This is a genomic window from Streptomyces sp. BI87, from assembly GCF_025957665.1.
In the GTDB taxonomy this organism is placed as follows: domain Bacteria; phylum Actinomycetota; class Actinomycetes; order Streptomycetales; family Streptomycetaceae; genus Streptomyces; species Streptomyces albidoflavus.
The window spans coordinates 3,762,712-3,774,701 of the sequence record NZ_CP110079.1 but is presented as its reverse complement, the minus strand read 5'-3'; the positions used below and the strand labels follow the sequence as shown (position 1 = coordinate 3,774,701).

Annotated in this window: 15 protein-coding genes; 10 read left to right on the top strand and 5 right to left on the bottom strand. The window is 73.7% G+C overall.

The features are described from left to right. Positions 1 to 19: 19 nt before the first annotated feature. The gene (locus OIM89_RS16640; RefSeq protein WP_030697935.1) at positions 20 to 598 is read left to right on the top strand and encodes a snapalysin family zinc-dependent metalloprotease; all 579 of its coding nucleotides are present in this window, start codon (positions 20 to 22) and stop codon (positions 596 to 598) included. Between the two features lie 139 nt (positions 599 to 737). After that, positions 738 to 1,253 carry a peptidylprolyl isomerase gene (locus OIM89_RS16635; protein ID WP_030697934.1) on the top strand — a complete coding sequence of 172 codons (516 nt, stop codon included), beginning with the start codon at positions 738 to 740 and terminating at the stop codon, positions 1,251 to 1,253. Positions 1,254 to 1,311: 58 nt separating this feature from the next. Here the strand turns inward: OIM89_RS16635 and OIM89_RS16630 are convergent, their stop codons facing one another. Together OIM89_RS16630 and OIM89_RS16625 are read right to left on the bottom strand one after the other, a co-directional pair. After that, complete coding sequence (locus tag OIM89_RS16630) at positions 1,312 to 1,437, bottom strand: hypothetical protein (RefSeq protein WP_264296968.1); 126 nt, start codon at positions 1,435 to 1,437, stop codon at positions 1,312 to 1,314. After that, on the bottom strand, positions 1,394 to 1,630 hold the full coding sequence (locus OIM89_RS16625; RefSeq protein ID WP_264491390.1) for a helix-turn-helix domain-containing protein: 237 nt from the start codon (positions 1,628 to 1,630) through the stop codon (positions 1,394 to 1,396). Before OIM89_RS16625 ends, OIM89_RS16630 begins: the two co-directional genes overlap by 44 nt. A gap of 220 nt (positions 1,631 to 1,850) precedes the next feature. Here OIM89_RS16625 and OIM89_RS16620 point away from each other — a divergent pair, with 220 nt between their 5' ends. Next, entirely contained in the window at positions 1,851 to 2,003 is a 153-nt protein-coding gene (locus tag OIM89_RS16620; RefSeq protein WP_217467334.1) for a hypothetical protein, read from the top strand. A 279-nt stretch (positions 2,004 to 2,282) separates the two neighbouring features. Here OIM89_RS16620 and OIM89_RS16615 read toward each other — a convergent pair whose 3' ends face one another. Then, positions 2,283 to 2,990, bottom strand: a complete 708-nt coding sequence (locus tag OIM89_RS16615) for a FadR/GntR family transcriptional regulator (RefSeq protein ID WP_047470351.1) — start codon at positions 2,988 to 2,990, stop codon at positions 2,283 to 2,285. A gap of 273 nt (positions 2,991 to 3,263) precedes the next feature. Here OIM89_RS16615 and OIM89_RS16610 point away from each other — a divergent pair, with 273 nt between their 5' ends. From OIM89_RS16610 to OIM89_RS16600, 3 genes are all read left to right on the top strand, one after another. After that, complete coding sequence (locus tag OIM89_RS16610; protein ID WP_030697932.1) at positions 3,264 to 4,571, top strand: SLC13 family permease; 1,308 nt, start codon at positions 3,264 to 3,266, stop codon at positions 4,569 to 4,571. 110 nt (positions 4,572 to 4,681) lie between these two features. Continuing rightward, entirely contained in the window at positions 4,682 to 6,154 is a 1,473-nt protein-coding gene (locus OIM89_RS16605; protein WP_195730807.1) for an acyl-CoA synthetase, read from the top strand. Then, on the top strand, positions 6,147 to 7,511 hold the full coding sequence (locus OIM89_RS16600; protein WP_030697930.1) for a carboxyl transferase domain-containing protein: 1,365 nt from the start codon (positions 6,147 to 6,149) through the stop codon (positions 7,509 to 7,511). The genes OIM89_RS16605 and OIM89_RS16600 overlap by 8 nt, the downstream gene beginning before the upstream one ends. 67 nt (positions 7,512 to 7,578) lie before the next feature. On the opposite strand, the gene OIM89_RS16595 is transcribed toward OIM89_RS16600, so the two are convergent. Beyond that, the gene (locus tag OIM89_RS16595; RefSeq protein ID WP_037665393.1) at positions 7,579 to 8,043 is read right to left on the bottom strand and encodes a hypothetical protein; all 465 of its coding nucleotides are present in this window, start codon (positions 8,041 to 8,043) and stop codon (positions 7,579 to 7,581) included. A gap of 161 nt (positions 8,044 to 8,204) precedes the next feature. Here OIM89_RS16595 and OIM89_RS16590 point away from each other — a divergent pair, with 161 nt between their 5' ends. After that, positions 8,205 to 9,167, top strand: coding sequence for a MerR family transcriptional regulator (locus OIM89_RS16590; protein WP_226965455.1), 963 nt, complete (start codon positions 8,205 to 8,207; stop codon positions 9,165 to 9,167). Here the strand turns inward: OIM89_RS16590 and OIM89_RS16585 are convergent. Then, on the bottom strand, positions 9,139 to 9,636 hold the full coding sequence (locus OIM89_RS16585; RefSeq protein WP_030697927.1) for a GNAT family N-acetyltransferase: 498 nt from the start codon (positions 9,634 to 9,636) through the stop codon (positions 9,139 to 9,141). The two genes, OIM89_RS16590 and OIM89_RS16585, sit on opposite strands and share 29 nt — an antisense overlap. Positions 9,637 to 9,779: 143 nt before the next feature. Here OIM89_RS16585 and OIM89_RS16580 point away from each other — a divergent pair, with 143 nt between their 5' ends. The 3 genes from OIM89_RS16580 to OIM89_RS16570 all read left to right on the top strand — a co-directional run bounded on the left by OIM89_RS16580 (position 9,780) and on the right by OIM89_RS16570 (position 11,980). Beyond that, the gene (locus OIM89_RS16580; RefSeq protein WP_226965456.1) at positions 9,780 to 10,256 is read left to right on the top strand and encodes a VOC family protein; all 477 of its coding nucleotides are present in this window, start codon (positions 9,780 to 9,782) and stop codon (positions 10,254 to 10,256) included. A gap of 105 nt (positions 10,257 to 10,361) precedes the next feature. Continuing rightward, positions 10,362 to 10,988, top strand: a complete 627-nt coding sequence (locus OIM89_RS16575) for an RraA family protein (protein WP_047470363.1) — start codon at positions 10,362 to 10,364, stop codon at positions 10,986 to 10,988. Positions 10,989 to 11,020: 32 nt separating this feature from the next. Continuing rightward, the gene (locus tag OIM89_RS16570) at positions 11,021 to 11,980 is read left to right on the top strand and encodes a D-2-hydroxyacid dehydrogenase family protein (RefSeq protein WP_217467332.1); all 960 of its coding nucleotides are present in this window, start codon (positions 11,021 to 11,023) and stop codon (positions 11,978 to 11,980) included. Positions 11,981 to 11,990 lie beyond the last annotated feature (10 nt).

Here is an 11,990-nt window from a genome sequence, read left to right as displayed (position 1 = left end):
TGAAGGGACAGCCACCGCCATGCTGCACTCCCGATGGTTCAAGACGGCCGGCGCCGCCGCGGCCCTCACCCTGGCCACCGCCACCGCCGCCTACGCGACCCCCGCTCCCACCCCCGCCCCGGACCACACGGCCGCCGCCGTGACCCTCCGCTACGACGACAGCCGCGCCGCCGGCTGGGAGGCGGCCATCGCCGCCGGGGTCGCCAACTGGAACGCCTCCGTCAGCAACGTCCAACTCGTCGAGGCCGCCCCCGGCACCCGCGCCGAGATCCAGATCATCGCCACCACCGGCTGGCCCCAGGCCACCCTCGGCCCCGTCCGCCCCGGCGGCACGGCCCGGGTGGAACTGGGCAGCCAGGCCGTCGCCGAGGGCCACGACAAGACCCGCATAGCCGCCCACGAACTCGGCCACAGCCTCGGCCTCCCCGACACCAAACCAGGCCCCTGCTCACAGCTCATGTCCGGCTCCACCGGCGGCACCACCTGCAAGAACGCCACCCCGAACGCCACGGAACGCTCCCGCGTCCAGTCCCTGTACGCGGGCGGCTTCGCGTCCCTCGTCCCGGCGGACGGGCGGGTACTGGTGGACGCGCCGTAACGGGGCGCCGCTGCCGAAGACCCCTCGCGCGCCCCGGCCCCCGCCTCGCCGCCCGGCCGGGGGCGGGGTGCGCGAGGGGCACGGCACACCCCGGAGTCCCCGATTCCGCCCCACCCCGCCGCAGTGGGACAATCCCGCAATGGCTAATCCGCAAGTATTTTTCGACGTAGAAGCGAACGGCACCTCCCTCGGCCGGATCACCTTCGAGCTCTTCGCCGACGTGGTCCCCAAGACCGCCGAGAACTTCCGCGCCCTGTGCACCGGCGAGAAGGGCACCGGGAAGCAGGGCGAGCCCCTGCACTTCAAGGGCAGCGGGTTCCACCGCGTCATCCCCGGCTTCATGTGCCAGGGCGGTGACTTCACCCGGGGCAACGGCACCGGCGGCGAAAGCATCTACGGGGAGAAGTTCGCCGACGAGAACTTCCAGCTCAAGCACGACACCCCCGGCATCCTGTCGATGGCCAACGCCGGCCCGAACAGCAACGGCTCCCAGTTCTTCATCTGCACCGAGGCCACGCCGTGGCTGGACGGCAAGCACGTCGTCTTCGGCAAGGTCGTCGACGGCATGGACACGGTCAAGGCCATCGAGTCGCGCGGCTCCCGCACCGGCAAGACCTCCGCGACCCTGACGATCAGCGACTGCGGCCAGCTCTGACATCGCCCTGAAGCCCCCGATTGCCGCGCCCTTGAGCGCGCGGTGGTCGGGGGCCTTGTCAGCGATATTCCTCCCACGCTGGAATGCCCCCATACCCGGAAAACCAGATCGCCGCGCCCGAGACGAACGCGGCGATGCCTTCAGCACGGAACGTCAGCGCCTCCTGTTCGGGCAGAGCCGCCATGCCGGGCGTACACCCCTGGAGTTCCGGCAACCCGGTCCAGCCCCGCGGCGAAGTCTTCCGACGCGAAAGCAGCGCCGGACTCCACTTTGCTCACTTGCGCCTGCTTGTAGTGAAGCTTGTCAGCGAACTGCGCCTGAGAGAGCTCCAGTGCCTCTCTCAACTCCTTGGCCTTTACCGAAGAAGTCCGCGCCATCGACTGGGCGGTGCGGCCCGCCTTTCGACTCGCTCATGGATTCAACTCCCCCGTGTTCCAACACTGTTGGAATGGATTCGGGCCTTTCGAGCGCACCCCTGACGAGGTCACTCTGTGTTCACCGCCGGCAGCTCAACCGCACCCAGTGACCCGTGAGGACACCGTCTCCGTGAAGCCCGAATCCCAGCCACCGTCCACCCCCACCAATGCCCCCCCACCAATGCCCCCCACCCCCTGCCATACCTGCCAGGAATTCACCCTCGCCGAGGCCGTCGCCGACGGTGAGCGGGACTGGAGCAAGGCGACCGACTGTCGCGTGCTGCGCAAGCGGCACCAGGAGGCGGGCGAGTGCCTGGGCCGGGAGGCGGGGTGAGCGGTGTGGAGTCGGGCCCGGCGGAACCCGAGTTCAACCCGCTGCGATACCCGCCCTGCGCCTGCCCCCTGCATCGCGCCGAGCAGGAGCCCGCGCAGGAGCCCGAACCTGAGGAGGACTCCCCCTCCCTCCGCGCACTCCGCGCCCGCATCACCGAGGAGAACCGCTTACGCCGCCGGCTGCGGGGATCGTCGTGAACGGGGGCGTCGCACGGCAGCACCTACCTCTTCGTCGCCCGCGAAGAGGCGGCCTGGTACCTGCTCACCGCCCGCCCCCTGCTCACCGCTCCCCCGGCTCCCACTCCAGCAGCCGCACCTTCGCCACCGTGCGCACATGCCGCCGCATCGCCGCCGCCGCCCGTTTCGCCTCCCCCGCCTCGATGGCGTCGAGGATGGCGTGGTGCTGGGCCAGGGAGCGGTCGGGGCGGCCCGGCTGGCGGAGGGATTCGCGGCGGCTTTCGGTGATCTGGTCGGTGAGGGAGGCCATGAACTCGGCGAGGAGGGGGCTGTGGCCGGCCTCGGTGACGGCGGCGTGGAAGAGGCGGTCGCCCTCCTCGCCGTGGCCGCCCGAGGCGATCTCCTCGGCCATGTGGGAAAGGGCGGCGCGCAGGGCGGTGAGGTCGGTCTCGGTGCGGCGGCCGGCGGCGAGTTCGGCGAGTTTGGTCTCCAGGGCCTCGCGGGCCTCCAGCACGTCGGGGAGGCGGCGCCGGCGTTCGACGAGGCGCTCGACCGGTTCGTGGTCGAGGGTGTCGCGGAGCAGGTAGGTGCCGCCGCCGTGCCGGGTCTCCACCAGGCCCTGGACTTCGAGGACGACCACGGCCTGCTTGACGGAGGCGCGGCTGACCCCGAGGCGCTGGGCCAGGTCGCGTTCGGCGGGCAGGCGGTCCCCGGCGGCGAGGCGGTGCTCGGCGGCGTAGGCGCGGAGGCGTTCGAGGACCTGCTCGTAGAGGCGGGTACGGCCCATCGGGCGCAGCGCGTCGTCGGTCATGCGTAACCCCTGTCCTCCTGCTCCCCCGGGCGCCCGGAGCGTAACACCGGGGCCTTGAGCAGCCCTTGCGCCGGCCTTGATCCGTACCCGGTGGCCGAGTGGCTGAACCAATTCGTGCGCGACCCGTTGACACCCGGCGCGTCAGGGCCGAGCGTGGTCCAGCCACTGGGCCAATGAGGCGTTCCGCTTCGTCGGCCCCGGGTCCTTTCGGGCTCAACACCCCACTGGACCCCGTGACATGACCCATTGGGACCCATGGGACGGGAGCCCCTGATGTCTGCCGAACTACTCTCCATCCTGGTGCTGGCGGTGCTGTTCGTCGTCGGCACCACCCGCTCCGTGAACATGGGCGCGCTGGCCTTCGCCGCCGCCTTCGGGGTCGGCACGCTGGCCGCCGGGCTCGACGCGGACGGGATCTTCGCCGGGTTCCCCGGTGACCTGTTCGTGGTGCTGGTCGGCGTGACGTACTTCTTCGCCATCGCCCGCGCCAACGGCACCACCGACTGGCTGGTGCACGCCGGAATCCGGCTGGTGCGCGGCCGGATCGCGCTGATTCCCTGGGTGATGTTCACCGTCACCGGGGTGCTGACCGCGATCGGCGCGGTCAGCCCGGCGGCGGTCGCCATCGTCGCGCCGCTCGCCATGGGCTTCGCCGCCCGGTACGGCATCAAGCCGCTGCTGATGGGCGCCCTCGTCGTGCACGGCGCCCAGGCCGGCGGCTTCTCGCCGATCAGCATCTACGGCTCGACCGTCAACGGCATCCTGGAACGCGAGGGCCTGCCCGGCAGCCCGGTCGCCCTCTTCCTCGCCAGCCTCTTCGCCAACCTGGCCATCGCCGCGCTGCTGTTCGTCGCACTCGGTGGACTGCGTCTGCGGGGACGGGACTTGGGCGACGAGGAGACCACTGACGGCGAGGGCGGCGGCTCCGGCGGTACAGGGACGACGGTCACCGGCACCCGCACCACCCCCGACGCCGACCTCCTGCGGCTCACCCCGGCACGGATCGCCACCCTCGTGGGGCTGGTCGCGCTGGTCGTCGCCGTGCTCATCTTCGACCTGGACGCGGGCCTGACCGCGATCACCCTCGCCGTGCTGCTCGCGGTGGTCTGGCCGGAGGACAGCAAGGCGGCGGTGGCCCACATCACCTGGCCGACCGTGCTGCTGATCTGCGGGATGCTCACCTACGTCGCGGTGCTCCAGGAGATGGGGACGATCGACTGGGCGGGCGAGCACGTCGGGTCGATCGGGATTCCGCTGCTGGCGGCGCTGCTCTTCTGCTACATCGGCGCGGTCGTCTCCGCTTTCGCCTCCTCGGTCGGGATCATCGGGGCGCTCATCCCGCTCGCCGTGCCCTTCCTGGAACAGGGCGAGATCGGCGTGGTCGGGATGGTGGCGGCGCTCTCGGTGTCGGCCACCGTGGTCGACGTCAGCCCCTTCTCGACCAACGGCGCGCTCGTGCTGGCCGCCGCCGAGGACACCGACCGCGAGCGCTTCTTCCGGCAGCTGATGCTGTACGGCGGGGCCGTCACCGCTCTGGCCCCGCTCGTGTTCTGGCTGGCGCTGGTGGTGCCCGGCCTCTGACCTGGGTAACCCTGGTCAGGAGGCGCCGCCTGACCAGGGCGCCCCCGCCCACCCCGACCGGCGCAGCCCCGCCCGGCCCGCCCCGGGCCCGACCCCGAGGAGAACCACCCGTGACCTCGCCCGCCGCACCCGAGACGGCCCCCCTCTTCCCGGCGCTGCACACCCCGCCGACCCCGCCGAAGCCCGCCCTCCGCTTCGGTGACCGCACCCTGGAGTACGGGGAGGTGGCCCGCCTCGCCGGGGCGCTCGCCCGTGAACTGCCGCACGGCCGCCGGGTCGCCGTCTGGGCGACGCCCAGCCTGGAGACCGGCGTGGCGGTGGTCGCGGCGCTGCTCGCCGGGGTGGCCGCCGTACCGCTCAACCCGAAGGCGGGGGCGCGCGAGCTGGCGCACATCCTCGCGGACAGTGATCCGGCGCTGGTGCTGGCCGCGCCCGGTGAGACGCTGCCCGAGGAGTTGGCGGGGCTGGCCCGCCGGGACGTGGCGACCGACCCCGGCGCCGTACCGGGGGCCGTGGCGCTGCCCGCCGAGCCGGGGCCCGAGGCACCCGCGCTGATCGTCTACACCTCGGGGACGACCGGCCCGCCCAAGGGCGTGGTCCTGCCCCGGCGCGCCCTGACCAGCACGCTCGACGCGCTGGAGGACGCCTGGCAGTGGACGGCCGACGACACCCTCGTGCACGGCCTGCCCCTCTTCCACGTGCACGGCCTGATCCTCGGCGTCCTCGGCCCGCTGCGGCGCGGCGGCTCCCTGGTCCACCTGGTCCGCTTCTCCACGGACGGGGTGCGCCGGGCGCTGGAGGAGGGGGCGACGCTGATGTTCGGCGTCCCGACCATGTACCACCGCATCGCCGAGGAGGCCGCCGGGGACGCGGCGCTCGCCGCCGCCCTCGCCAAGGCGCGGCTGCTGGTCTCCGGCTCGGCCGCGCTCCCCGTCCACGACCAGGAGCGCATCGCGGCTGCCACCGGCCGCCGGGTCGTCGAGCGGTACGGGATGAGCGAGACCCTGATGAACACCAGCGTCCGCGCGGACGGCGAGCCCCGCCCGGGCACGGTCGGCGTGCCGCTGGCCGGGGTGGCGCTGCGGCTGGTCGAGGACGACGGGACCGAGATCGCGGAGTGGGACGGGGAGACGGTCGGCGAGATCCAGGTGCGCGGCCCGAACCTCTTCACCGAGTACCTGAACCGCCCCGACGCCACCGCCGAGGCGTTCGACGGCGACTGGTTCCGCACCGGCGACATGGCGGTGCGCGAGCCCGACGGGTACGTGCGGATCGTCGGCCGGCGCGCCACCGACCTGATCAAGTCCGGCGGTTACAAGATCGGCGCGGGCGAGATCGAGAACGCCCTGCTCGACTTCCCCGGCGTCCGCGAGGCGGCCGTCACCGGCGAGCCCGACCCGGACCTGGGCGAGCGCGTCGTCGCCTGGCTGGTCACCGAGGACGGCCCGCTGGACGAACAGGCGGTCGCCGACCACGTGGCCCGCCAGCTCGCCCCCCACAAGCGCCCCCGCGTCGTCCGCTACCTCGACGCCCTGCCACGCAACGACATGGGCAAGATCATGAAGCGGGCCCTGCATGGCTGACCGCGACGCCCTCACCGCCCGTGCCCTGATCGCCTCCCTCGACCCGGACTACGTCGAACTGGGCTTCCTCGGAACCGAGTTCACCGACGGCCCGCTGGAGTGGTCCGGCTACGGCACCGCCCGCGAACGGGCCCGCGAACGCACCGGTGAGCGCGAGTCCGTCGTCTGCGCCACGGGCCGCGTGAGGGCCGGGTCCGGTGCCGCGCCCGCCCCCGAAGCCGTCCTGATCGCCTTCGAGTTCGGCTTCCTCGGCGGCTCGCTCGGCGAGGCCACCGGCGACCGCATCGAGGCGGCGTACGCGCACGCCCGCGCCCAGCGGCTGCCCGTCGTCTCCCTGGTGGCGACGGGCGGCAGCCGGATGCAGGAGGGGATGCGGGCGCTGACCCAGCTCCAGCGCGTGGCCCGGCAGACCGTGCTCACCCGGCGCGCCGGGCTCCCGCAGCTCGCGGTGGTCCGCGACCCCACCACCGGCGGCGGCTGGGCCACCCTGGCGGCCGGCGCCGACGTGGTCCTCGCCCTGCCCGGCGCCCAGGTCGGCTTCGCCGGCTCCCGGGTCCGCCCGGCCGGCGCCGACCCCTGGGCGTACACCGCCGAGGGCCAGCACGCGGCCGGGCACATCGACGCCCTGACCGAACCTGCCGACCTGCCGGACGTACTCGGACGGTGGCTGACCCTGCTCGCCGATCCGCCCGCCCCCGCCCGCCGGGCAGAACCCCCGCACGCCCTGACCACCGGGCCCCTCCCGGCCGACGGCACCGAGGCCGTCCGCCGCACCCGCTCCCCCGAACGCCCCCGCGCCGACGCCTACCTGGACGCCTACTTCGACTGGCGCGAGGAGATCAGGGGCGACCGCACCGGCGCCACCGACCCCGGCATGCGCTGCGGCTTCGGCCGGCGCGACGGCCGGACCGTCGCCTACGCCGCCCAGTGCGGCACCGCCACCCGGCCCGCCGGATTCCGCACCGCCGCCCGCCTGGTCCGCACCGCCGACCGGCTCGGCATCCCCGTCCTCACCCTCATCGACACCCCGGGCGCCGCCAACGACGCCGCCGCCGAACAGGGCGGCGCCGGGCCCGCCATCGCCGGCCTCTTCGCCGCCGTCGCCGAGGCCGGGGTCCCCGTCACCTCGCTCCTCGTCGGCGAGGGCGGCTCCGGGGGCGCGCTGGCCCTGGCCGCCCCCGGCCACCTCTGGGTCACCCCCGACAGCTACTTCTCCGTCATCGCCCCCGAACTGGCCGCCGCCATCCTCAAGCGGCCCCCGGAGGAGATCCCGGCCACCGCCGACGCGCTGCGGCTGCGCCCGCAGGACGCGGTGGAACTGGGGGTGGCGCGGGGGGTCGTGCCGGGGCCGGCCTAGGAACGCACGTACGTGCGGGGCGCCCCACCCGGGCGCCCCGCACCTGCCTCCCCCGTATTCCCGCAGGTCAGATGGCGGGCACGGTCGCCCCCGCGTTCCCCATCATGCGCATCAGCACGCGCAGGGTGGTGGCGTACTCGGCGTCGGTGATGCCGTCGTGCAGCTCGACGCGCCATTCGGGGGCCCGGTCCTTGAGGCCGGCGCGGGCCGCGTCCCCTGCCTCGGTGATCCACAGCCGGCCCTCACCGTCCCGGGTCACCCAGCCGGAGGCGAGCAGGACCTCCGCCTCGGCGGCGAGATCGTCCTCGGGCCGCAGGAACGAGACCATGGCGGACCGCAGTTCCTCGACGCTCCTGCCCTGCCCGTCCTCGGACACGTCGTTCACCGACAGGAACCGCAGCATCCAGAACCGGGGCTGCGTGAACCCCACCTCGGCCTGCTTCCGCCGCACGAACCCGATGGTCGCCTCGTACGCGAGCTTGGTCCAGTACGCGACGGGCTGAGCCGCCAACTCCTCGTCGGTGTACTGCACATCAACGGTCACGGTGCTGTCCCCTCGTCACGGCGACCCCAGGTCGGGCCGACGCGCCCCAACGTAGAACCTCGACCAGGGTTGAGGACAAGGGCGGCCGGAGAACACCGTACGAACCAAGGGCTTGCGTCTCCAGCGGGTGGAGACCCGAAGGTGGGGGCATGGACGACCACCCCCTCCACACCATCGGCGAGCTGTCCCGCCGGACCGGCACCCCGGTCAGGACCATCAGGTTCTACTCCGACGAGGGCCTCCTGCTCCCGGCCGGACGCTCGCCGTCCGGCCACCGGCTCTACGACGAGGAGGCGACCGAGCGGCTGGCGCTGGTGCGGACCCTGCGCGAGCTGGGGATCGGCCTGCCGGCCGTACGGAAGATCCTCGACCGGGAGCTGACCCTGCCGGAAGTCGCCGCCGCGCACGCGGAGGCCCTGGACGCCCAGATCGCCGCCCTGCGGGTACGCCGCGCCGTCCTGGCCACGGCCGCACGGCAGGGCACCGGCGCGGAGGAGATCCGCACCCTGCACCAACTTGCCAACCTGTCGCAGGGTGAGCGGCAGTCCCTCGTGGACGAGTTCCTCACCGCCGTCTTCGGCCCGGAACCCGGCATGCCGCTCGCGGGGGTCGCCCGCACGCTGACGCCCGAGCTGCCCGACGAACCCGACGCCGCCCAGCTGCGGGCCTGGCTGGAACTGACCGCCCTCACCCGCGACCCCGATTTCCGCGCCCACCTGCGCGACCTCTGCCAGGAGGCGGCATCCGGGACGGGCACCCCGGGCGTCCCCCGCCCCGACCTGACCGCGACCGTGCGGGAGGCCGTCGCCCCGGCCGTGGCGACAGGGCTCGCCCCTGACTCGCCCCGGGCCGGCGAGATCCTGACCGCCCTCCTCACCCGCTGCGCGCCCCTGCTCGGTGGCGGCCCGGAGACGGACCGGGTGCGGGAACTGACGGCGAGGCTGGAGCGGTACGCCGACCCGCGCCGTGAGCGGTACGTCCGGCTCCTCGCCGTGGTCAACGGCTGGCCCCCGCCCAGCAGTACACGCCCGGCGCTGACCTGGGCCACCGAGGCCCTGCGCGCCCGGCGCGGCCAGGAGCCGGTCAGCCCTCGACCAGCGACCGGTGCATGATGTGCAGCCCCACATACCCCTCGCCCGGATGCCGGAACCCCTCGGGCAGCGTGCCCAGCACCTCGAAGCCCAGTGACTCGTACAGCTTCACCGCGCGGGTGTTGGTCTCCACGACGGCGTTGAACTGCATCGCCCGGTACCCCTCGGCCCGCGCCCAGTCGATGGTGTGCGCGCAGAGTGCGCGGCCCACGCCCCGGCCGCCGTGCGCGGGGTCGACCATGTAGCTGGCGCTGGCGATGTGGCTGCCGTTGCCCATGTGGTTGCGGTTCATCTTGGCGGTGCCGAGGACCGTCCCGGAGTCGTCCACGGCGACCACGGTGCGGCTCGGCGCCTTCACCATCCACCAGCCCTCGGCGTCCTCGCGGGAGAGGTCGAGGGGGTAGGTGAAGGTCTCGCCCGCGCGGACGATGGACTCGAAGAACGGCCAGATGGCGTCCCAGTCCTCGGTGCGGGCCTCACGGATCAGCATCCGGCCATCCTCACCCACGAACGACCAGGTGGTCCACGGTATTTCCGGGGCGCAGGCGAGCCCGCCCTTGACCTCAACGCCGCTTGAGCTTCTAGTTTCGGCCGGGCTCGACCACCGACGCCGAACCGTTCCGAGGAGTCCGTATGCCCGCCACCGAGACCGTCCCCGCCGCCTACCGCCACGCCGTCGTCCCGCACCTCCTGGTCGACGACGCCGACGCCGCCCTCGCCTTCTACGAACGGGCCCTCGGCGCCGAGCCCCGCTTCCGCCTCGACGGCGACGAGGGCGAGGTGGTGCACGCCGAACTCACCGTCGCCGGCGCCGTCCTGATGCTCGGCGACGCCCGCGGCGACCTGCGCTCCCCAGCCGCACTCGGCGCCACCCCGGTGATCCTGCACGTCTACGTCCCCGACGTGGACGCTCTCACCGCACGGGCCACCGCTGCCGGGGCCGAGCTGCTGGAGGGCCCCGCCGACCAGTTCCACGGGGACCGCACGGCCATGCTCCGCGACCCCTTCGGCCACCTGTGGATCTTCCTCACCCACCTGGAAGATCTCACCCCGGAACAGATCGCGCAGCGCCTGGCCGAGGCGAACGGCACCGCCGGAACCACCGGCTGACCTCGGTGAACCCGGTGACAGCACGGCCCGCGCTCCGTACGCTGGCCCACGGCCGGGCCCTGTCCGGACCCGCGCCGTGCCGTCCCGCCCGCCCCGGAGGAACCCGTGCCCGCCACTCCCGGTCCCCTGAGCGACGTCTCCCCGACCACCCTCGCCGACCTCCTCGGTCGCGAGCAGGTCATGGACTTCGGGCTGCGGACGCTCTGGCCGACCCCGCCACGGGTCGCGGGCCCGGCCTTCACCGTCCGCTGCGCCCCCGGCGACCAGCTGATGCTGCACGCCGCGATCTACCGGGCCGCACCCGGTTCGGTCGTGGTGGTCGAGGGCGGCGGCACCGAGTACGCGGTGGCCGGGGGCAACGTCTGCGCCGTCGCCCAGCGCCGGGGCATCGCCGCCTTCGTCGTGGACGGCGTCGTCCGCGACCTGGCCGAGATCCGCGCCTCGGGCTTCCCCGTCTTCGCCCGGGGCGTCGTCCCCAAACCCGGCACCAAGAAGGCGGCGTTCCCCCTCAACGAGGAGATCCGCTGCGGCGGCGTCACGGTACGCGCCGGTGACCTGGTCGTCGCCGACGAGGAGGGTGTCGTCGTGGTCCCCGCCGCCCGGCAGGACGAACTCCTCCAGGCGGCCCGCGCCAAGGCGGCGAAGGAGGCGGCCCAGTCCCTCGACGCCTGGGAGACCGACCACTACGCCCGTATCCAGCAGGCCCTCGACGCCCAGGGCTTCACCGGCTGAGGCCGGCCCCGCACACCCGAACGGAGCCCCGCATGCCGCTGCGCTGCGCCCTGCTGAACGACTACCAGGGGGTCGCCACCACGTCCGCCGACTGGTCCCCTGTGCTGGACCGCGTCGAACTGACCGCCTTTCCCGACCATGTCGGCACGGAAGACGAACTCGCCGCCGCTCTGACCGACTTCGACATCGTCGTCACCCTGCGCGAACGCGTCCCCTTCCCCGCCTCCCTCTTCGCCCGCCTCCCCCGCCTGCGCCTGCTGGTCGCCTCCGGCATGCGCAACTCCGCGATCGACCTCGCGGCGGCCCGCTCCCACGGCGTCACCGTCTGCGGCACCGCCAGCTACTCCGCTCCCCCGGTCGAACTGACCTGGGCCCTCGTCCTCGGCCTCGCCCGCAACCTCGTCGCGGAGAACACCGCCCTGCGCACCGGTGGCCCCTGGCAGTCCACCCTCGGCGCCGACCTGCACGGACGCCACCTCGGCGTGGTCGGCCTCGGCCGGATCGGCTCCCAGGTCGCCCGGATCGGCGCCGCCTTCGGCATGGAGGTCGCCGCCTGGAGCCCCAACCTCACCGAGGAACGCGCCGCCGAACACGGCGTCCGCCTCGCCCCCGGCCTGGACGCGCTGCTCTCCGACAGCGACGTGGTCACCCTCCACCTGAAACTGGGCGAGCGCAGCCGGGGCGTCATCGGCGCCCGCGAACTGGCCCTGCTCAAGCCCACCGCGTACCTCGTCAACACCTCCCGCGCCGCCCTGGTCGACCACGACGCCCTCCTCGCCGCCCTCCGCGCGGGCCGCATCGCCGGCGCCGGCCTCGACGTCTTCCCCACCGAACCCCTCCCCGCCGACGACCCGGTCCGCACCACCCCCCGCCTCCTGGCCACCCCGCACCTCGGCTACGTCACCGAGCGCACCTACGCCACGTACTACCGCGAGGCCGTCGAGGACATCGCCGCCTACCTGGACGGCAACCCGGTACGCCTGCTGGGCTGAGCCCCGTCCG